This window comes from Acidaminobacter hydrogenoformans DSM 2784, from assembly GCF_900103005.1.
GTDB classification, from domain to species: domain Bacteria; phylum Bacillota; class Clostridia; order Peptostreptococcales; family Acidaminobacteraceae; genus Acidaminobacter; species Acidaminobacter hydrogenoformans.
The window spans coordinates 1-19,637 of the sequence record NZ_FMWL01000031.1; the positions used below are offsets into that span (position 1 = coordinate 1).

Genomic DNA, 19,637 nt, shown 5'->3' on the forward strand with positions numbered 1-19,637 from the left:
AGGCTTGTATTACAGCGTTCAGGAACTGGAGCAAGGAGATCCTCAACGCCTTCAAGTATGGCTATACCAATGGCTGTACAGAAGGATTCAACAATAAAATCAAAGTCTTGAAACGCATCAGTTATGGCGTGAGAAACTTTATGAGATTCAGAAACAGAATTCTTCACATGTGCAGGTAGATTTAACTGGCTGTTTTACACTGCTGGCCTTTTTGTCATGCCCATAATTCGTTCGTTGACAATCGATTACTAAAATACCCTCTAAACATTAAAGGAGCAGGGATTCAAAGAATCCCCACCCCAACTATTGACTTAGAGCCTAAAAAAGCCGCGTCCGGCAGTGCCGGATGCGGCTTTAATCGTTTGTCTCACAACTTTGCGTCACAGCGCCCCTCTATTTTAACTAAAACGGCGCAAAGCCCTGGTCGACCCACCAGGTATTCTGAAGCTTGTCATATTCGCTGGAGAACATATCCAGGTGAACCTTCTCCCATTTGGCCAAAGTATCGAAAAGTGAACGGGCAGCCGTGATCTCAGACCGCTTAGCCGCATTCTCGTAAAATTCCACAGACATGCGCTCCATCTGAATGCCTATGCCAAATACAGACACCGCAAGGCTGGCACTGGTGCGGTCCAGATTCTCCCACTTGAAAATATCCGGGCTTGGCGGGTTGTCCATCATGGACAGCTTCAGAACATCCTCGTCGCTGTCCCTGACCTTTTCAAACAGCTCCTTCAGCCAATCAATGTGCTTTTTCTCTTCCTCTGCCAAGGTCAGAAAAGCGGCTTTGACAGACGGATCCTCGGTTTTTTCGTGGGCCATCTTATAAAACTCATAGCCTTCCAGTTCGTTGATAATTGCTGTTTGAATGATTTTAAGCTCTTGATCCTTCATTCATAACCCTCCCTCGAGTAATAAAATGATGTTGTCTTTTGACTAAATGGTCTTAAAGCTTCCAAATCTTTTAAAACATCCCTTTAATACTTCACAACTAATACCTCACAACGCCGTCCTTGCGCACGATGGCATGGATCAGCTTAGGGACAGGCACATCCTCAGCCTGGATCTCATAGGCCCCCAGAAGCCGTTCTCTGGCCTCCTCAAGGCGCTGATCGCTGTTGGTGTGGAGGTAGGCCAGAACCTCGCCCTGCTTCACCGCGTCTCCTACTTTTTTGACCAGCACAATGCCAGCGCCGTGATCAATAACGCTTTCCAGAGTTTCCCGTCCTGCGCCCAAAATAGTGGCGCTGATACCTACCTCGTCAGACTGAATGTGAGCCACGTGCCCGCTCTTCAGTGAGAGAACCGGCTCAATGATCTTGGCCCCTGGTAGAAGCTCCGGCGACTCAATTTGGGAGACATCCCCGCCCTGTGCCGCCACAAAGGCTTTCAGCTTCTCAAAAGCGGCGCCGCTGCGCAGCGCATCAAGGACCAGCTCAGAGCCTTCCTCTGGTGTTTTCGCTTTGCCGCCAAGATAAACCATCATGCCTCCCAGCCTCAGACAAAGCTCCCTGAGATCCTGAGGGCCTTCGCCCCTAAGCGTCGCAATAGCTTCCTTAACTTCTAAGGCATTGCCCACGGCGTAGCCCAGTGGCTGATCCATCCCGGTGATCACCGCGATCACAGCCCGGCCCATGCCGTCACCAATATCCACCATGATCTGTCCAAGTTCAATGGCCCCGTCAATAGTCTTGACAAAAGCCCCGCTACCCACCTTGACATCCAGGACTATGGCATCACTGCCCGCGGCCAGCTTCTTACTCATGACGCTGGCCGCGATCAGGCTGACGTCGTCTACCGTTGCGGTAACATCCCGCAGTCCGTAAAGCTTTTTGTCCGCAGGCGCAATGTTCTTCGACTGGCCTATAACCGCAAGGCCTACTTCATTGACCTGCCTTATAAAGTCCTCCGAAGAGACCTCCACCATGAAGCCGCCTATGGATTCCAGTTTGTCCAGTGTGCCTCCGGTGTGGCCCAGTCCCCGACCGGACATCTTGGCGACAGGCACGCCGCAGGCTGCAACCATAGGTCCAAGAAGAATCGTGGTCTTGTCTCCGACACCACCGGTGGAATGCTTGTCCACTTTGAGTCCGTTGATAGAAGACAAATCTACGGTATCCCCGGAATGCATCACGGCTTCTGTCAGGTCCACCGTTTCCCGTCGATCCATCTTATTAAGAAAAATAGCCATCAGAAGCGCGGAGACCTGGTAATCCGGAATCTCCCCTTTTGTGTAGCCCTCGACAAAAAAACGAATTTCCTCCTTGGTCAGTGCACCGCCGTCGCGCTTTTTATGAATAATGTCGTACATGCGCATGGTAAGTCCTCCCTCTACTTCAGTACTGGCACCACGGCTTTGACCAGCGCTGTAAAGGTTGCCTTCACGCGCTCCGCCGTCTCAACGACTTCGCCGTGATGCAGCGGTTGGTCCAGTATCCCGGCGGCCATATTGGTGATGCAGGAAATCCCTACGGTTTTGATGCCACAGTGGTTTGCCACCAGCGCTTCCGGCACCGTGGACATGCCTACCGCGTCCGCGCCCAGAGCTCTGGCCATTCGGACTTCCGCAGGCGTTTCATAGGACGGTCCCGGCGACATGGCATAAACCCCGCGCTGCAGCCGGATGTCCATAGCCTTGGCCAGCGCCCGGATCTTTGAATTTAGCGCTTTGTCATAAACCTCAGATGCGTCCGGGAAACGCGGTCCAAACCGCTCGTCGTTCGGTCCAATCAGCGGGTTATGTCCGGACAGGTTCAGGTGGTCTTCAATCAGCATCAAGTCCCCTGGCTCATAGCCGGTGTTGACACCCCCTGCCGCGTTGGTAAGCAGCAGATGCGTCACGCCCATAAGCTTCATGACGTACACTGGCATGGCCACTGCCGTAATGTCGTAGCCCTCATAATAGTGGAACCGGCCCTGCATGGCAATAACACTGCGGCCTTCGAAGTCGCCTATGACAAAGCGGCCCGCGTGACCTTCCACCGTCGAGACCGGGAAGCCCTCTAAAGTGTCATAAGGAATAAAAACCGGATTTTCAATCTCGTCAGCAAGGCTGCCAAGGCCACTGCCCAAAATTAGCCCCACCTCTGGCGTCTTGCTTATTTTTGCTTTCAGCGCCTGTGCCGCCGCTTCCATGATCTCATAACTCACCTTCACAAATAGTCCTCCTCAACCTAATCATAAACCCATCATGATCACTTTAAAATTTCTTTGGCAAGGCTCCGGCCCAAAGACATAGCCTCGAGTCCAAGGATTTCCGCTGTGGTCTGGGCAATGTCTGCAAAGGTCTCCCTGGTCCCAAGGGCCGTACCCTCTTTGACATAGTGACCTGTCACCAGAAGCGGCACATATTCCCGGGTATGGTCACTGCCTTTAAATCCGGGATCGTTGCCGTGATCCGCGAGAAGGATCAAAAGGTCTTCCGGCTTCATAGCGTCAAGGAGTTCCGGGAGTCTTTGATCAAAAGCCTCCAGTGCCAGCCGGTAGCCTTCAGCGTCCCGTCTGTGGCCAAATTTCGCGTCAAAATCCACAAGATTGGTAAAAATGATCCCTGTTGAATCCGTTTTCAAATAATCCAGGGTCTTGTCTATACCATCCATATTATCTTTGGTGTGAACCTCCTCGGTAATGCCCTGTCCGTTAAAGATGTCGTGGATTTTACCCACTGCCTGGACATCATAGCCTGCGTCCATAGCTTTATCCAGCACAGTAGGCGCAAAAGGTTTCAGCGAATAGTCCCGGCGGTTGGAGGTCCTTGTAAAGGCACCAGGCTTTCCAACGAACGGACGGGCAATGACCCTTGCCACCTGATCTTTGCCTCTGAGAATCTCCCTGGCAATCTCACACATGCGGTAGAGCTCTTCGAGACCCACGACTTCCTCATGGGCGGCAATTTGGAACACACTGTCCGCTGAAGTGTAGACAATGGGGTTGCCTGTTTCCATGTGTTCTTTGCCAAAGGTCTCTATGACTTCCGTACCGGAGGCCGGCTTGTTGCAGAGGGCTTTGCGGCCTGTTTGCGCCTCGAAGGCGTTGATGATGTGGGGCGGGAAACCATCCGGAAACGTCTGGAAGGGCTCTGAAATTTTTAAGCCGGCAATTTCCCAGTGGCCTGTGGTGGTATCCTTCCCATTTGACAGCTCGCTCATGCGGCCAAAGGCGGCAGCGGGGGCTTGCGTGCGGGGGACATAATCCACGCCCTCAATATGGCCAAGGCCCAGCTTGATCAGGTTTGGGAGCTTGACCTCAGGGCCTGAGGCCAAAAGGCTCTTCAGGGTGTTGGCGCCGGTGTCACCAAATTCTCCGGCGTCCGGCAGCGCCCCTATACCAACGCTGTCGAGGACAAACAGGATCACGCGCTTGACAGGTCCCGGTGCTGTTGGCTTATTCGTATGCACTTTATGTGTCATAAAATCACCTCATCTTTTAAATCTGAATGCCTATATTATCATACCCTTGAATAGCCCCGCGCTAACAGAAGAGTGTTGAATGCTGTATATTTGCTTCCTATTGCGTTAAGCAGTTCTTCTTTTCATCCATCTAAAAAGGCCCACGCACCCGCGCAGGCCTCTCTTTCTTAATAAAATTACAAAAGGTGAACTTCAAGACTTCTTTGTATTCTTCCTCGCGCTGTTCGCCATATCTTGCTTGACGGCGGTATACAGCTGCGTTGAGGTCAAATCCGAATGTCCCAGCATCTCTTTGACGGCTTTCAGCTCTACCCCGCTTTCAATCATATGTACGGCGAAGGAATGCCTCAAAGTGTGTGGGGTTATAGTCTTCTTGATGCCTGCCTGATCCGTGTACTTTTTGATCAGCTTCCAGAACCCCTGACGGGTCAACCGTTGCCCGGCATTGTTTACAAAAGCGGATTCATCACAGATGACACCCCTGCGGCAAATCTTCTCCCGACCAATTTTTAAATAACGGTCCAGGGCTTCAGCCGTGGTTTTTCCAATAGGTACCACGCGGACGGAATTTCCGCTGCGGCAGCGTATGTAGCCCAGATTTAAATTGATATCCTCCAAATTGATTGAAATGAGTTCGGAGACCCGCAGCCCTGTAGAATAAAGGAGCTCCAGCATGGCCTTGTCCCTGAGGCCTATGGGTGAATGGTCCGAAGGCTCTGCCAGAAGCCGTTCCACTTCGTTTTCTGTCATAATCTCAGGCAGCTTCTTTTCAAACTTGGGACGCTTAAGTTTTTTTGCCTGATTGTGTTCTACAATTTTATTGTCCTGAAGATAGTCAAAGAAGGTACGCAGTGTCGCGAGGACTCTGGACTGGGTCGACGCAGATTTGCCCAGTGCGTCGAGATGCTGGATGAAGGTCTGCATGTCTTGGGTTTTGACTTCTTCAATGTCATTTAAGCCCTTTGACTCAAAAAAATCTACCATATCCCTGAGATCCCGGGTATAGGCTTCCAGAGTATTGGGTGAAAGCTGTCTTTCGTTTTCAATATGGTGGATGAAGTGCTTCACATGGATTTTCATAATTACCCCTCAGACATGTCGCTGGCGGCGACGGAATGGATGAAGCGACAGTGTTGTTAAATTTCTGTTAGCGCTTGTTGAATTGGCAGCTTTACTTTACAGCAACAGCCGCCTGGATACAAATGATAAAGCATCATTACAGCAATTTCTGGATGTTTGAAGGGCCTGGTGCGTTGGCTCTTTTTCAGAACCTTTATAAATAGTATAGACCTCTTGGTGACAGAGTTCAAGACATAAGGCACAAAGGTTTTACAGAAAATAATTAGCTGCTGGACTCGTGACGGTTCTCATTGCGGACATAATTCGAAATGTAGGCTATAAATTCGCCGTTTGTAATGCGTCCCTCTGAAAGTGGAACCGTAATGTTGAAAAAGTTCGCGAAAAGCTCTTTTGAGCCCCGCTGGAATGTCAGCTCCACGGCGTTGCGTATAGACCGTTCCACCCGCTGAGGCGTCGAGTCATGACGTGCCGCGATTCCCGGATAAAGGGACTTGGTGATTCGCATGAGATGGCTTTCATCTTCAAACACCATTGCGACGGCATCCCGCAAATAGACAAAGCCTTTAATATGAGGTGGAACCCCAAGCATCTGAAGGACTTCTGTGATCCTGCGCTGCAGTATATAATCGTCCACCGGCGCGGCAGAGACAGCGAGATTTTCTTCTTCATGAATAATTTGTTCCAGGCGCTCAATGAGGAGATCAAAATCAATGGGCTTAACCATATAGTACTTCGCTCCAAGGCCTATGGCTTGACTGGTGAGGGAGTCCTGACCTATGGCTGACAGGATAATGATTTTGGGTTTGTAGCCCTCTGTGCCGGCTTGATTAAAGCGCTCAAGAACTCCCAGGCCGTCCAGTACAGGCATGATCATGTCCAGGATCACAATCTCCGGCCTCAGCTCAAGCATCAGCTCCAGGGCTTTTTCCCCGTTGCCGGCTTCGCCTATAACCTCAAAGGTATCACTAAACTCAATCCTGTCCTTTAAAAGCTCTATGAAGTTTTGATTGTCGTCTACAAGTAAAATCTTAACTTTATCTGTCATACGCGCCAAGCTCCTTTTAACTTTAGGTCAGCAAGGACCGTGCGTGCTCAAGTGCTGTATCATTGACTTCGCCGCCGCCAATCATGCGGGCAATCTCTTCGACCCGCTGCTCGCCGGAGGCCTGATGGACCTTGGTGAAGGTTCGGTCCTGATCTACTTTCTTTTCAATGACGAAGTGGGCATTCCCTTTTGATGCAATTTGAGGAAGATGGGTTACCAGGATGACCTGGTTGTCCTCCGCAATTTGAACCAGTTTTTCCGCGACCCGTGATGCCGTCCTCCCGCTGATTCCTGAATCAATTTCATCAAAGATCTGGGTACTGGCATAACGGGCATGACGGTTGACCAGTTTGACAGCCAACATGATGCGGGAGAGCTCTCCGCCGGAGACAATTTTTCTGAGCTCTTTGAGGGGCTCGCCGGGATTTGTGGCAATCAGCCACTGAATGTGCGCGCTGCCTGTGCTCCTGACGGTTGTCCCGTGAACAGCCGTCAGCTCAAGCTTCAGGCCTTCAAACCCAAGGCTGAGGAGTTCTTTGTGAAGGGCTTTGGAAAAGTGCTCTGCTGTAGTCTGGCGCGCTCCGGTGAGCGCTTCGTCCAGCTTATGATAGTGCTTCAGCGCGGTTTCATGCTTTATTTGCAGTGCTGCTTTTTCATCATTGTAATACGCGAGGGAATCCAGCTCAGCTTTCATTGCTTTATAGGATGTCAAAATTTCCTGGATCGTCCCGCCATATTTGCGCCTCAGATCAAAAATCTGCGCCATACGGGATTCGATTTTGGCAATTTCCTGTTCCTCCGGCTGCTCAGAAGGATCGAAGCTGCCTACCAGGTCGTGAATGGCGCTTTCCAGGGTCAAATACCCCTCCTCCAGCTGCTCAGCCAGGCTGCTCCAGCGGTGCTGCAGCTGAGATAGCTCCTCCAGCTGGCGCCGGGTTTTTGAAATTTGGCTCAGATAACCATCCTCAGAAAGGGCATCAGCCTCAATCTGACTTACCAGCAAAGCAATGCGTTCAAAATGCTTCATTGCGCTGTAGGTTTCCTCCAGCGCCTCTTCTTCCCCTTCTTTCAGGGCCGCCTCATCCAGTTCTTCAAGCTGATACTGGAGGAAGTCCATGCGTCTGGCGACTTCGGACGGGTCCATGTCAAACTGCTTGAGCGCGGTTTCAAGAGAAAATACAGCGCTGGCCGCTTCAGAGACCTCTGAAAGAAATGGGTTCAAAGTCTCCTGTCCAAATTCATCAATGAGAGAAATGTAATTCGAAGGGGACAGCAGCATCTGATGCTCGTGCTGTCCGGAAATATCCACAAGGCTGTCCGCCAAGGCTTTGACGACGCCGGCGGGCACCATGCGCGCACCCAGACGGTAGATGGATTTTCCTGACTCTGAAATTTCACGGGAGAGAAAGAGGTCCCCCTCCTCAAGGTCATAACCCATCTCACGGAGCTGCAGGTCGAGGGCCTCAGAGCGCACTTCAAAAACGCCCTCCAGGAGCAGCTTGTCCGCGCCGGTACGAATATAATCCCGGCCGCCCTTCCCGCCCAGTAAAAGACCAATAGCCTCAAAGATCATGGATTTTCCTGAACCTGTTTCGCCCGTAATGACGTTTAAGCCTTCGCCAAAATTGACGGAGGCTTGTTCTATGATCAAAAAATTTTCCAGATAGAGCTGTTTCAGCATCTGAAATCCTCTACTTTGTCATATTTCTGAATACTTCCAGCGCATCATCCATTTCATAGCCATCCCGGATGACCAGGAAGATGGTGTCGTCTCCGGCAATCGTTCCTGCGACCTCTTTGAGATCTACGGCGTCAATGGCTGCAGCAGCCGCGTTGGCAGCGCCAATTAAAGTCTTGATGATGATCATGTTGCCTGCGTGGTCAATGGAGAGCACAGAGTCCTTGAAAAGCTTCATGAAGCGGTCTGTGACGACGCTTTCCTGCTGCTTGATTGTGGCGTATTTATATTTCCCTTCCCGGGTCAACACCTTAATCAACCGCAGTTCTTTGATATCCCTTGAAACTGTTGCTTGAGTGACATTGAAGCCGGACTGTCTCAAACTATTGGCGAGATCCTCCTGTGTTTCAATTTCATTGCTTTCGATCAGCTCGAGAATTTTGGCATGTCTTGAATATTTCAATTCAAGCCCCCCTATCAATGTGTCACACAAAAATTGCTGAAAACTCCGCGCTTTTGAATGGATTCAAATAATTTCTTGCCCCGGGGCGGATTCTCTCCAGGGGATCTGATACGGCGTCGTTGGTCACCGACATTTTCAGCAGTTTTAGGATGCCTTTGGTTATTCGCTGTCTACGTATAAATTTCCTTCTTTTGCATAAAATATTTTTTAATTTTTTTGTAAATATTTTTATTTATGAGTTATCCAAGTGTCTGATGCGTCTCTTTCACCAGGTTTGAAATGTAGTGGTCATCAACCTTTAGCAGGTCTTCTCTGTTTTCGTCACGGGAGGCATAGCATAAAAATTCCACATTTCCCTTTGGCCCCTTAATAGGAGAATAAGTAAGCTTCACCGTATAAAGTCCCATTTTTTCTGCCTCGCTGACTACGCTGCGAAGGACCTGCTCGTGTATTGCCGGATCCCGTACCACGCCATGCTTGCCCACGGATTCCCGTCCCGCCTCAAACTGGGGCTTGATCAGGTAGACCGTTTCTCCGCGTGTGCTCAGAAGCGCAGTCATCACGGGAAAGATCAGCTTCAGGGAGATAAACGCCACGTCCACAGAGATAAAGTCAACAGGCATGTTGTCAACGCTTTCAAGGGTCAAATGCCGGGCGTTGGTCCGTTCCATGTTGACGACGCGCTCGTCGCTGCGCAGTTTCCAGTCCAGCTGTCCATAGCCTACATCCACGGCGTAAACCAGCGCCGCGCCGTTTTGCAGCATGCAGTCGGTGAAGCCTCCCGTGGACGCCCCAATATCCATGCAGCGTTTCCCCGTGAGATCAAGACCATAGGCTTCAATAGCCTTTTCAAGCTTCAAGCCGCCGCGGCTGACATACTTAAGCCCGTTACCCTTCATTTCAACCATAGAAGTATCTTTAATCAAGGTACCTGCTTTGTCGACCCTCTGTCCATCCACCAGAATAATGCCGGCCATGATGGCGCCTTTGGCTTTCTCGCGGGATTCAAAATAACCTTCTTCTACAAGTCGTACATCCAGTCGTGTCTTACTCATAGTCCACCCCGTTTGCTGCCGTTTCTGGAGCACGGCTGTTCGAAGCGCTGTGGCTCTTCATGTTACGCGTCACCAAACTCTGTTGAATCCTTTGGGCCACCCGTTTGCCGGAAAGGCCAAGACGCTCATGAAGCTGCTGAATTGTGCCGTGCTCAACGAAGTGATCTGGAACAGCAAAATTGACAACATTGCAGCGCTGCGGGTCCAGGGCCAAGGTAATGCGTTCGCCAAAACCGCCGGTGAGGACGTTGTCCTCCAAAGTAAATATAGCTGTGGTGTCACCAATGGCTTCAGTTAAGGCATCCACTGGCAAAGGCTTAAGAATCCTCGGATTGATCAGTCTGCCCCTGAAGCCCAAAGCGGAGAGGCGTTCATAGGCCTCAAGACCATTGGCAAAGACATTGCCAACGGCAATGAGCGCAAAATCGTCACCTTCGCAACGTTCAAGTTGGGGTGCGTCAGGTGCGCCTTCAAAAGGCAGGAGCGTCACAGCGACACCCCGAGGATAGCGGATCGCAACAGGACCTGCTTCGCGTCTCATGATATGGGACAGGGTCGCCTCAAGTTCTGGGGCGTCTTTTGGGGAATAAATGGTCATGTTTGGAAGCGGCTGCAGGAAGGAAAGGTCAAACATGCCGTGATGAGTCTCGCCGTCCTGGCCCACCAGACCTGCCCGGTCAATAGCCAGCGTAACATTGGCATTCTGGATGCAGACGTCATGGAGGACCTGGTCATAGGCCCGCTGAAGGAAAGTGGAGTAGACCGCGAACACCGGCTTCATACCGGCGCAGGCCAGCGAAGCGGATAAGGTCACAGCATGCTGCTCCGCTATACCCACATCAAAGAAACGCTTTGGATAGCGGGCCCTGAAGCCTTCCAGGCCAGTACCGTCGCACATGGCGGCCGTCAGGGCTATAATCCGTTCGTCCTCCCCGGCAAGGGCTGTCAGCTTGTCACCAAACGTCTGCGACAGCGTTTTGGCAGCTGGCAGCTCTGTGACTCCCTTTGACAGGGAAAACTTTCCGACGCCGTGGTATTTGTCAGGGTCAAGCTCCGCGGGCATAAAGCCTTTGCCTTTACGTGTCAGGACGTGAATCAAAATTGGACCGTCATTGGCTTCCTTGGCCCGGTCAAGTGAGTGAATCAAAGCCGGGAGATCATGGCCATCAACAGGACCAATGTAGGTGATGCCAAGATCCTCAAAGAGCATCCCCGGTACGAAGAAGTACTTGATGGAGCCCTTGAGTCGCTTGAGGCCTCTGGCCATGGCGCCGCCCACGCCGGGAACTTTGCTCAGAATGAACTCTGTTTCCCCTTTGAGCTTGTAATAATTATTGCTGGTACGGATTCGGTCGAGATATTTGGAAAGACCTCCTACGTTTTCGGAGATCGACATTTCGTTGTCATTGAGAATGATGATGACTTTTTCACGGTCGTGTCCAATGTGGTTCAGTGCTTCAAAGGCCATGCCGCCGGTAAGGGCTCCGTCGCCAATCACAGCGATCACATGCTCCTTTGTGCCCTTTAAGGAACGGGCTTTGGCAAAGCCCAGAGCCGCGGACAGCGAGGTGCTGCTGTGCCCTGCTTCGAAAGCGTCGTGTTCGGATTCGGAGCGCTTCAAAAAGCCGCTCATGCCGTCCAGCTGGCGCAGTGTTGGGAACTGATCCATGCGTCCGGTCAGCAGCTTGTGGACATAGCCTTGATGGCCCACGTCAAAAATGATCTTGTCCTCAGGAGAGTCAAAGATCTTATGAAGGGCTATAGTCAGCTCGACAATGCCCAGGTTGGAAGATAAATGGCCACCGGTCCTTGACAGGGATTCGAGCAGAAACTGGCGAATTTCAATCGCCAGGATTTTTAGATCTGCCTCGGAGAGACCTTTCAAGTCTGCCGGGGACTTTATACTATCGAGATGTCGCATGTGCGTCAGACCTTTCAGATAAGACAGAATTGGCCAGGGCGAAAGTCCCTGGCTGAAAACAGGTTTAAGTTGATAATTAAACGTGTCATGGCATTAAATCATAACATTCGCCACGACAATCCCTAAAATGGCGCCAGCGAATACCTCATAAGGCGTATGCCCAATGAGCTCCTTGAGTTTATCCTGGCTGAAGGGCTTGTGCTGATAAGCATCCTCAATAATTTGATTGAGAATGGCCGCCTGAATGCCAACTGCCCGCCGGACGCCGCTGGCATCATACATAACCACGAGACTGGTGACCAGCGCAACGGCATAAAGCGGAGAATCCCAGCCTAAATAAAGGCCAATTGCCGTTGAAAGCCCCATGACCAGAGAGCTGTGGGAGCTAGGCATTCCCCCGGAGCCAATCATGCGGTACAGGTTGAGCTTGCGGTCCGTGATCAGCGTCAGGATGACCTTCAGCACCTGGGCAATGAACCAGCTGACAAAGGCCACTTGAAACATTCTGTTGCTTGCGATACCTGGAAAAAAGGACATAGCTTCACCCCTTATTTATCCCTATAGCAAAGGTATTGGAACAGCGCCTCGAGGAAGGCCGTGTCCCCGCCAAGCTCGTGGAGCAGTGAAATCGCATGGTCAACACGCTCTTTGATAATTTTTTTTGAGATGTCTGTGCCCAGGAGCATAGGATAGGTGGTTTTGTCGTTGCGCAGGTCACTGCCCCTTGGTTTGCCCATGGCTGCCGTGGTGCTTTCAAGATCCAGGATGTCGTCCACAATCTGAAAAGCCATCCCTATATTGAGACCAATTTGTTCCACCTTGCCCAGGGCTTCCCTGTCTGCCCCGCCTATGACGGCACCGGCCATCATGGCTGCCTTGATCAGATCCCCTGTCTTATGCAAATTGACATAGTCCAAGGTTTCCACACCAATAGTTTCACCCTCGCACATAATGTCCGCCACCTGGCCCAGGATCATCCCCCTGCAACCTGATTTTTCAGCAATGATTTTCGCCGCGTGGACGTACCGCTGCATTTTTGCAGGATCCTGAAGGGCTTTGTTGAGCATGTTCTCATAAGCGTAGTTCAGGAGCGCGTCCCCTGCCAGAATGGCTGTCGCTTCTCCAAAGACAATGTGATTCGTAGGCCTTCCTCTGCGAAGGTCGTCGTTATCCATGGCAGGCAGGTCGTCGTGAATGAGGGAATAGGTATGAATCATTTCAATGGAAGCCGCAAAGTCCATGGCATCCTCTTCAGTACCACCAAAGAGCTTACAGAACTCCATGAGCAGCACGGGTCTGATCCGCTTGCCGGATGCCGTCAGGCTATACCGCATGGCCTTATTGATCTTTTCAATAAATTTGTTGTCGCTTCTTATGAAATAGCAGTTCAGGTAGGTATCCATCTGTCCCGCTTTGGCTTCATACTGCTTCAGAAATTGAGTCATTCTCCCACCTCCGTGGTTTCTTCAAAGGGCTTCAGTTCCTCCCCGGTGAGAATTCTGACACGCCGCTCGGCTTCTTCGATCATGCTGAGACATTCACGGTAAATCGCAATGCCAGCCTCGAATTCCACAAGGGCTTTGTCCAGGGGCTGATCCCCTTTCTCAAGTGACGCGGTGATTTTTCTGAGCGCCTCGAGCTTTTCCTCAAGGGTGGACTTATCTTTTGCTGCTTTAGGCATGGTTTTGTCACGCCTCCTTTGTTATTTCATCAACGGTAACGTCCAGGACCCCGTCTCTGAGCTTGGCTCTGAGCTTTTGACCGGTTCGAACCTTTGAAACTTCATCCACTGCTTTTCCAGTGCTGTCCGTCAGGACCGCGTAGCCCCTTCCAAGAACCCCAAGTGGTGAAAGTGCGTTCAGCGCGGCACCAAGCTCTGACAAGGCCGTTTTCTCTGCCCGCAGGCGCTTCTGGAGACTCTGCTCCAGGTGGTCCCGCTCATAGTCGAGGGTCATCCGCTTCTGATTCAGGCCGTCTTGAAGCCGTTTGAGCTCAGAAGCCGGCGAATGCCGCTCGATTTCGTGGCGCATGGTCATGAGCCTGGCGGTGATTTTGGCGTGCATGCGGTTCCGGTAGGCCTCCAGCTCGCCCAGCAGCATTTTGTCGCTGGGAAACAAGAGCTCAGCCCCTGCCGATGGTGTCGGTACCCGCATATCGCTCACAAAGTCCGATATTGTAAAGTCCGTCTCATGGCCAACGGCCGAGACAACTGGAATTTCAGAGTCATGGATGGCCTCTGCCACCACCCGTTCGTTAAAGGCCCAAAGCTCCTCAATGGAACCCCCACCCCGGCCAATAAGGAGCACATCCGCGAGACGCTTTTCGCTTGCGTAACGAATGGCCAGGGCTATTGACGCCGCAGCACCTTCTCCCTGCACCAAAGCGGGAAGGAGGATGACCTCCGGCAGCCTTGAACGCCTGAAGCCCACATTGAGAATGTCCTGGATCGCGGCGCCTGTAGGCGAAGTGACTACGGCAATGCGCTCCGGCAGCTCTGGAATGGGCTTTTTGTATTTCTCGTCAAAATAGCCAAGGGCAGCCAGCTCTGCCTTAAGCGCTTCAAAGCGCTGATAGAGGTCCCCAACACCAAGGCGCTCGACGCTGCGGACATAGAGCTGGTAGCGGCCGTCCCGTTCGTAAATGGAAATGTTGCCGGTACAAGCCGCCATCATGCCGTCTTTAAGGTCCAGCGGGCTGAGGACCGCATCCGAGCGGAACATGACGCAGCTGAGACGGGCGTCGCCGTCCTTCAGAGTGAAGTAGAGATGACCGCTGGTATGTTTTTTGAAGTTGGAGATCTCCCCTTCCACCGTCAGGTGGTGCAGGATGGGATCCCGGTTCATAAGCTGTTTGATGTAATTGTTGACTTCAGCGACCTTTAAGGGTCTGAGCTTCATTGGAACAGGTCACCTCCGTCTTCTTGATGACTGGATCATGTCTCTGGATTTATCTTTGAAGCTATTCTTTAATGAAATTCCTTATTCTGTCTCTCCTTGCTGATAACAGGCTTTTGCAATGAGCGCGACACCTATGGCGTTGTCGCTGGAAGCCGCCACGCTGGCATAGCGCGCGTTCAGCGGGCAGGGCTTCATTTTCCTGAGGCCTTGCTCAAGGTCAGCTCTGAGTCTGAGATTCGAGGCGACGCCGCCTATGATCAGGACGTCCTTTATATCACCACAGTCGAGGGTGCTCTGAACGCAGCGAAGCGCCTCCATCAAAGTTCTTGACAGACAATCCATAAGTCCGGCGGCGACCTGTGCGGGGGTTTCACCCGCTTCCAGCAGACTGTAAGCTTTATTTTCAAGACCTGAGAGGTTGAACCATGCGCTTGGCCTCACCTTTGGGAAAACGCTGGGTTTAAATACCACGTTCTCAGCGGTCTCCCCTTCAAGAATGAGGGCTTCCATGGCTTTTCCGGCAGGAAATGGCAAGCCAAGCCGTACGCCTACCCGGTCAATGAGCTGTCCAAAGCTGAGATCCTTGGAGCCCCCCACGAGCTTTGCTTGAAAGCCTTTTCCCACATAGCGGCAGACCAGAATCTCCGTTGTGCCTCCAGATAAATGGACGGCGAGAAATGGACGTTCCAGCAGCACCGGATGAGACTGACAGCCCGCCATGAGGTGGCCATCCTGATGCGTCGTTCTGTAAAGGGGAATGCCAAGGGTGATGGATAAGCTCTCCGCGATCCGTACCCCGGCCTGAAAGACGGGCATATAGCTGCCTTCGACGTCACGGGGTGCTCTGCTGACGGCAATTGCGGACAATTGAGGCCGGCTGGCATCCATAAGCGCCTGCTCCAGGCGCTCCGGCAAATGATTGACATGCTGAAAAAAGGCTTCAGATTGCCTTAAGCCCCTTTCACCGGTTTTGATCTCCAGAAGTCTCCTTGCGTCTGAAAGGCAAACACCGTCTTCATCCACCACTGCCACAGACGTCGTATAAGCGCTGGTGTCTATGCCGAGGAATGCTGACTTAGCCTTCATGCGGCGTCACTTCTTCGTGACGGACCATTTCTCCCAAGACGCCGTTGACGAAGCCCGGCGTCTCGTCATCAGAGAAGCGCTTCGCCAGATTGACAGCTTCGTTGATTGCGACCGCCGTGCTGACTTCTTCAATGAAGAAGATCTCCGTTGCCGCAAGTCTGAGAATGGAGAGGTCCAGCTTGGCCAGCCGGTCAAAGGTCCAGCCCTTCAGGTATTTTGTGATGGCAATGTCAATGGTTTCGTGATGGTCCGCGAAGGCATTCACAACACTGGAAACATACCTGAAATCATCTGCTTCCGTCAAGTTTTCGGTCATATAGTTTTCAAAGGATTTTGACGCGTAGTCCTCATGAATGGCCATTTGATACAGAACATTCATGGCGATTTCGCGTGCGATTTTTCTGCTCATAACTGTTGAGCCTCCGTAATGTCACTCGAGCTGGGACGGCGCTTTATCCGTTGCGGGAAGGTGCGCGGCAGCTTCTGCGGCTTTCAAACAAGTCGCCTTTTTTTAGCGTGTTTTGGTGAATAAACCAGCTCAAAATGGACGAAAAGAAAAGCGGCAAAAATTCGCCTTGACGTTTGCCGGTTGCAAACACCTTGGCGAATCTTGTACGTGCTGTGCACGCCTGCAGGATAAAAAGCTTCTGTCCGGCCGCAGTTGCTCAGGTTTTAAGCAAATCGCGGCCGCATCTCAGTGATCAAGCTTCGTTTATTTTAGTGTATAAAGTTTAGTGCTTGAAGAATATCTTGAGCTTTATTACTCGGCTTTCGCCGGAGCTTCTTCTTTTTTCTTGAGGTTGATGCCGTTGACGTGGACGTTGACCGCGAGGACTTTTAACCCTGTCATGGACTCTACAGCAGTTTTGACATTCTCCTGCACCTTCCAGGAAACATCCGGGATCTTGACCCCATAGTCGACGATCAGATTAAGGTCAATTTCAACCTTGTCCTCTTTGATTTCTACCTTAACGCCTTTGGAAAAATTCTTTTTACCGAGCATTTCCACGAGATCTTCTGTGATTTTTCCGCTGAGACCGCTGATGCCGGTGATTTCCGCCGCAGCGATCGAGGAGATGATGCCAATTACGTCATCCGATATATTGACGTTGCCATATTCGAGTTCATCAAGCTGAGTATTTTCAGTCATGCCCAATCCTCCAATCGTATACGAGCTCATTATACCAAAAATGCATTGAGAAGTACAAACAAAAAGGCCGCGGTGCATCAGCCCACGGCCCCAAGATTTTAATCTTGCAAATGCTTTTGGTTACTCCCGGCAGTTTTACTGCCATAGAGCAAGGATTCGGCGAAGCTTACTCGCTTTCCACCTCATCAATTTCTTCCATGTCGTCATCTTCTTCGTCGTCGAAGCCACAGCCACAGCAGCTGTCGCACTCGTCTTCGTCACAGACAACAAATTCGTTGCCGCAGCCTGGGCAGACGATTTCTGCACAGCCATTTTCGTCGAACTCTTCCTCAGCGATCAGGATTTCTTCGCCACAGTCCGGACATTCGAAGGAATCGAATTCATCATCAATATCCTCGAGAGTTTCTTCAATGTCCGCGACGTCGTCGCTCAACGCTTCGACAAACTCGTCGATCTCGTCGACGTTTTCCTGGAGATCGTCCAGCTCGTAGACGATGTCTTCAAGGACGCTTATGATCTCCTTCAGGAGCTTGCCTTCCTTCGAATTCTTCTCGATTTCGAGGCCTTCCGCGAGTCCTTTCAAGTATGACACTCTTTCAAACAGCATGCTCATAAACCTCCCTGTGAAATGAATAAGTGGTAGACGTCAAATACTTTGGTGCCTTTGATGCAGTTTCTTTGTTGCGTGGTGCGGTGTTTATAGGTTACGCCCTTGAGAGGTACTCGTCAGATCGTGTATCGATCTTGATCTTGTCGCCTTCCTCTACAAATAGCGGAACGTCAATGTAAGCGCCAGTCTCAACCTTGACTTTTTTAGTCGTGTTGGAGGCCGTGTCGCCTTTGACACCTGGCTCAGCTTCAACAACGGTGAGAATGACGAAGTTAGGGGCGTCGACCTGGAAGCACTTGCCCTTGTAGAACTTTAACGTTGCCGTGTCGTTCTCACGAAGGTAACGGATGGCTTCTTCGACTTCTTCGTGATGAAGCGGGATCTGGTCGAAGGTCTCATTGTCCATGAAGTAGTACAGCTCACCATCTGAATAAAGGAACTGCATTTCTTTCGTCTCAATGTGCGCCTTAGGGAATTTCTCCGACGGGTTGAACGCTTCCTCACGGGTCGCGCCGGAAATCAAGCTCTTGTACTTCGTGCGGACGAAAGCTGCGCCCTTACCAGGCTTAACGTGCTGGAAATCAATGATGACGAAAGGCTCGCCATTGATCTCGAAGGTCATACCTTTTCTGAATTCACTTGCTGATACCATGAACATTTCCCCTTTTGACAAATTAAAGTTCAATCAATTGCTTTGGCGAATGGCTCAAGACCACGCAGCCGTCCTTCTTGACAACGACCAGGTCTTCGATTCTGACACCGCCGAAACCGGGGATGTAAATGCCCGGCTCATCTGTCACCACCATGTTCTCCAGCAGGGTTTTCGTGCCGGTTGGCGACAGTCTTGGTTCCTCGTGAATTTCGAGACCGACCCCGTGACCGAGACCGTGACCGAAATATTCTCCATATCCATTAGATGATATTACATCTCGAGCTATTTTGTCAACGTCTACGCCGTTAATACCTTCACGAATCGCGTTCAAAGCTTTTTCCTGGGCTTCGAGTACGGTGTTGTAAAGCTTTTTTTGCTTTTCGGACGCTTTTCCAACGACCACGGTCCGGGTCATGTCCGAGCAGTACCCTTCGTAGACGCATCCAAAGTCCAGGGTCAGGAAGTCTCCGTCTTCAATGAGCTTGTCCGAGGCAACGCCATGGGGCATGGCGGAGCGAAGGCCAGAGGCGGCAATGGTTTCAAAAGACAGGCCGCTGGCGCCCAGTTTTTTCATGTAGATTTCAAGCTCCAGCGCCACTTCACGCTCGGAGACGCCGGGGCGGATGTAGCCCTGGATGTGGTCGAAGGCTTTGTCCGCGATTTCGGCGGCTTTTGCGATTTTGTCGATTTCCCAGTCCTCTTTGACGAGGCGCAGGGTTTCGATTTCTGTGCCGGCGGGGGTTAAGGTGACCATCGGCAGCTTATCTGAAAGGTTTTTATAGAATTGGTAGGTCATGAAATTGTCTTCAAAGGCGAGATGTTTGACGCCGGCTTCTTTTAGGATGGCCTCAAGGGGCCGCTCTGTGTTGTGGAGCTGGATCTCGTAGCCCGGGCACTGGGCTTTGGCCTGTTCAGTGTACCGGAAATCCGTGATGAACCACTGGGTTTCGGGGAGGATCAGGACGTAGCCGCTGGTGCCGGTAAAACCCGAGAAATAGCGGCGGTTTTCCGGTTTGAAGGACAAGAGGCCATCTGCACCCAGCTGAGAGAGTAAGCTGCGCGCGCGCTTCATTAATTGATCAGACAAGGACGTCACCTGCTTTACTTTATTTTGTTTGCTTGAAAAAATGGTGGTCACAATTTTGCGCTTTCATCATATCACATTTTTTATATGGGTGAAAGGCGAGGTGTGCGTTTCGCAGGTGCCGAGCCTATGGCGCAGTGGTCACCAACTCCCCTCAAAAAATGAAGCTGGAGTTGTTGCGAAACTATAACATTTAGTTTCACAGCAACTCTTTTTTTACGCCAATTGGAATTACTGACTTTCAATAATTTTGCTTATTGACAAACCATCCATGAGATCTTGAATTATAGGGTCGACAAAAAAGCCTATTCACCGTATTTTTAAATATCTGGTCTAAGCTGCTTTTTTGTACTCGATAATGCCGGTTTGGTTGTTTTGGATTTTGCTATGAAGCTTATTCAGATTTATTGCCATAGCAACCATCATCATATCCGCCACTATTTTTTTCATACCCCTACGACGAAACCGATCATAAGCGAGACCATCTTTAACCTTTGAAAAAGCGCC

At 51.1% G+C, this 19,637-nt stretch carries 22 protein-coding genes; 1 reads left to right on the forward strand and 21 read right to left on the reverse strand.

Annotation, left to right across the window (positions count from 1 at the left end; genetic code table 11):
* Positions 1-8 precede the first annotated feature (8 nt).
* A complete protein-coding gene (locus BLP63_RS16060; RefSeq protein WP_330387129.1) occupies positions 9-179 on the forward strand; it encodes a transposase in 171 nt (56 codons plus the stop codon).
* Positions 180-402: 223 nt separating this feature from the next.
* On the opposite strand, the gene BLP63_RS16065 is transcribed toward BLP63_RS16060, so the two are convergent.
* The 21 genes from BLP63_RS16065 to BLP63_RS17355 all read right to left on the reverse strand — a co-directional run.
* The gene (locus BLP63_RS16065; RefSeq protein WP_092593415.1) at positions 403-894 is read right to left on the reverse strand and encodes a ferritin-like domain-containing protein; all 492 of its coding nucleotides are present in this window, start codon (positions 892-894) and stop codon (positions 403-405) included.
* Positions 895-991: 97 nt separating this feature from the next.
* Complete coding sequence (locus tag BLP63_RS16070; protein WP_092593417.1) at positions 992-2,317, reverse strand: pyrimidine-nucleoside phosphorylase; 1,326 nt, start codon at positions 2,315-2,317, stop codon at positions 992-994.
* A gap of 14 nt (positions 2,318-2,331) precedes the next feature.
* The gene (locus BLP63_RS16075; protein WP_207646496.1) at positions 2,332-3,135 is read right to left on the reverse strand and encodes a purine-nucleoside phosphorylase; all 804 of its coding nucleotides are present in this window, start codon (positions 3,133-3,135) and stop codon (positions 2,332-2,334) included.
* 59 nt (positions 3,136-3,194) lie between these two features.
* The gene (locus BLP63_RS16080) at positions 3,195-4,409 is read right to left on the reverse strand and encodes a phosphopentomutase (RefSeq protein WP_092593419.1); all 1,215 of its coding nucleotides are present in this window, start codon (positions 4,407-4,409) and stop codon (positions 3,195-3,197) included.
* A gap of 192 nt (positions 4,410-4,601) precedes the next feature.
* Positions 4,602-5,489, reverse strand: a complete 888-nt coding sequence (xerA, locus tag BLP63_RS16085; protein ID WP_092593421.1) for a site-specific tyrosine recombinase/integron integrase — start codon at positions 5,487-5,489, stop codon at positions 4,602-4,604.
* Positions 5,490-5,751: 262 nt separating this feature from the next.
* Positions 5,752-6,534: a sporulation transcription factor Spo0A gene (spo0A, locus tag BLP63_RS16090; protein ID WP_092593423.1), complete on the reverse strand. Its 783-nt coding sequence runs from the start codon at positions 6,532-6,534 to the stop codon at positions 5,752-5,754.
* Between the two features lie 22 nt (positions 6,535-6,556).
* The gene (recN, locus tag BLP63_RS16095) at positions 6,557-8,215 is read right to left on the reverse strand and encodes a DNA repair protein RecN (RefSeq protein ID WP_092593425.1); all 1,659 of its coding nucleotides are present in this window, start codon (positions 8,213-8,215) and stop codon (positions 6,557-6,559) included.
* A 10-nt stretch (positions 8,216-8,225) separates the two neighbouring features.
* Positions 8,226-8,675: an arginine repressor gene (locus BLP63_RS16100; RefSeq protein WP_092593427.1), complete on the reverse strand. Its 450-nt coding sequence runs from the start codon at positions 8,673-8,675 to the stop codon at positions 8,226-8,228.
* 239 nt (positions 8,676-8,914) lie between these two features.
* Positions 8,915-9,730 carry a TlyA family RNA methyltransferase gene (locus BLP63_RS16105; protein ID WP_092593429.1) on the reverse strand — a complete coding sequence of 272 codons (816 nt, stop codon included), beginning with the start codon at positions 9,728-9,730 and terminating at the stop codon, positions 8,915-8,917.
* Positions 9,723-11,651, reverse strand: a complete 1,929-nt coding sequence (gene dxs / locus BLP63_RS16110; RefSeq protein WP_092593431.1) for a 1-deoxy-D-xylulose-5-phosphate synthase — start codon at positions 11,649-11,651, stop codon at positions 9,723-9,725. The genes BLP63_RS16105 and dxs overlap by 8 nt, the downstream gene beginning before the upstream one ends.
* Positions 11,652-11,744: 93 nt before the next feature.
* Positions 11,745-12,188, reverse strand: coding sequence for a divergent PAP2 family protein (locus BLP63_RS16115; RefSeq protein ID WP_092593433.1), 444 nt, complete (start codon positions 12,186-12,188; stop codon positions 11,745-11,747).
* An 11-nt stretch (positions 12,189-12,199) separates the two neighbouring features.
* Positions 12,200-13,096: a polyprenyl synthetase family protein gene (locus tag BLP63_RS16120; protein WP_092593435.1), complete on the reverse strand. Its 897-nt coding sequence runs from the start codon at positions 13,094-13,096 to the stop codon at positions 12,200-12,202.
* Entirely contained in the window at positions 13,093-13,332 is a 240-nt protein-coding gene (xseB, locus tag BLP63_RS16125) for an exodeoxyribonuclease VII small subunit (RefSeq protein ID WP_092593437.1), read from the reverse strand. Before xseB ends, BLP63_RS16120 begins: the two co-directional genes overlap by 4 nt.
* A gap of 7 nt (positions 13,333-13,339) precedes the next feature.
* Positions 13,340-14,548, reverse strand: coding sequence for an exodeoxyribonuclease VII large subunit (gene xseA / locus BLP63_RS16130; RefSeq protein WP_092593439.1), 1,209 nt, complete (start codon positions 14,546-14,548; stop codon positions 13,340-13,342).
* 81 nt (positions 14,549-14,629) lie between these two features.
* Positions 14,630-15,634: a tRNA (adenosine(37)-N6)-threonylcarbamoyltransferase complex transferase subunit TsaD gene (locus BLP63_RS16135; protein WP_092593441.1), complete on the reverse strand. Its 1,005-nt coding sequence runs from the start codon at positions 15,632-15,634 to the stop codon at positions 14,630-14,632.
* Positions 15,624-16,043, reverse strand: a complete 420-nt coding sequence (gene nusB, locus BLP63_RS16140; protein WP_092593443.1) for a transcription antitermination factor NusB — start codon at positions 16,041-16,043, stop codon at positions 15,624-15,626. Before nusB ends, BLP63_RS16135 begins: the two co-directional genes overlap by 11 nt.
* A 351-nt stretch (positions 16,044-16,394) precedes the next feature.
* On the reverse strand, positions 16,395-16,784 hold the full coding sequence (locus BLP63_RS16145; protein ID WP_092593445.1) for an Asp23/Gls24 family envelope stress response protein: 390 nt from the start codon (positions 16,782-16,784) through the stop codon (positions 16,395-16,397).
* A gap of 166 nt (positions 16,785-16,950) precedes the next feature.
* Positions 16,951-17,391, reverse strand: a complete 441-nt coding sequence (locus tag BLP63_RS16150; protein WP_207646495.1) for a CD1247 N-terminal domain-containing protein — start codon at positions 17,389-17,391, stop codon at positions 16,951-16,953.
* 97 nt (positions 17,392-17,488) lie between these two features.
* Positions 17,489-18,046, reverse strand: coding sequence for an elongation factor P (gene efp / locus BLP63_RS16155; protein WP_092593447.1), 558 nt, complete (start codon positions 18,044-18,046; stop codon positions 17,489-17,491).
* A gap of 22 nt (positions 18,047-18,068) precedes the next feature.
* Entirely contained in the window at positions 18,069-19,133 is a 1,065-nt protein-coding gene (locus tag BLP63_RS16160; RefSeq protein ID WP_278278149.1) for an aminopeptidase P family protein, read from the reverse strand.
* 330 nt (positions 19,134-19,463) lie between these two features.
* On the reverse strand, positions 19,464-19,637 hold a 174-nt coding region (locus BLP63_RS17355), incomplete at its 5' end, for a transposase (RefSeq protein ID WP_170829511.1).

Coding starts and splice junctions, on each gene's coding strand:
- BLP63_RS16065 (WP_092593415.1), bottom strand. CDS start 894: ATGAAGGATCAAGAGCTTAAAATCATTCAAACAGCAATTATCAACGAA.
- BLP63_RS16070 (WP_092593417.1), bottom strand. CDS start 2,317: ATGCGCATGTACGACATTATTCATAAAAAGCGCGACGGCGGTGCACTG.
- BLP63_RS16075 (WP_207646496.1), bottom strand. CDS start 3,135: ATGGAAGCGGCGGCACAGGCGCTGAAAGCAAAAATAAGCAAGACGCCA.
- BLP63_RS16080 (WP_092593419.1), bottom strand. CDS start 4,409: ATGACACATAAAGTGCATACGAATAAGCCAACAGCACCGGGACCTGTC.
- xerA (WP_092593421.1), bottom strand. CDS start 5,489: ATGAAAATCCATGTGAAGCACTTCATCCACCATATTGAAAACGAAAGA.
- spo0A (WP_092593423.1), bottom strand. CDS start 6,534: ATGACAGATAAAGTTAAGATTTTACTTGTAGACGACAATCAAAACTTC.
- recN (WP_092593425.1), bottom strand. CDS start 8,215: ATGCTGAAACAGCTCTATCTGGAAAATTTTTTGATCATAGAACAAGCC.
- BLP63_RS16105 (WP_092593429.1), bottom strand. CDS start 9,730: ATGAGTAAGACACGACTGGATGTACGACTTGTAGAAGAAGGTTATTTT.
- dxs (WP_092593431.1), bottom strand. CDS start 11,651: ATGCGACATCTCGATAGTATAAAGTCCCCGGCAGACTTGAAAGGTCTC.
- BLP63_RS16115 (WP_092593433.1), bottom strand. CDS start 12,188: ATGTCCTTTTTTCCAGGTATCGCAAGCAACAGAATGTTTCAAGTGGCC.
- BLP63_RS16120 (WP_092593435.1), bottom strand. CDS start 13,096: ATGACTCAATTTCTGAAGCAGTATGAAGCCAAAGCGGGACAGATGGAT.
- xseB (WP_092593437.1), bottom strand. CDS start 13,332: ATGCCTAAAGCAGCAAAAGATAAGTCCACCCTTGAGGAAAAGCTCGAG.
- xseA (WP_092593439.1), bottom strand. CDS start 14,548: ATGAAGCTCAGACCCTTAAAGGTCGCTGAAGTCAACAATTACATCAAA.
- BLP63_RS16135 (WP_092593441.1), bottom strand. CDS start 15,634: ATGAAGGCTAAGTCAGCATTCCTCGGCATAGACACCAGCGCTTATACG.
- nusB (WP_092593443.1), bottom strand. CDS start 16,043: ATGAGCAGAAAAATCGCACGCGAAATCGCCATGAATGTTCTGTATCAA.
- BLP63_RS16145 (WP_092593445.1), bottom strand. CDS start 16,784: ATGACTGAAAATACTCAGCTTGATGAACTCGAATATGGCAACGTCAAT.
- BLP63_RS16150 (WP_207646495.1), bottom strand. CDS start 17,391: ATGCTGTTTGAAAGAGTGTCATACTTGAAAGGACTCGCGGAAGGCCTC.
- efp (WP_092593447.1), bottom strand. CDS start 18,046: ATGGTATCAGCAAGTGAATTCAGAAAAGGTATGACCTTCGAGATCAAT.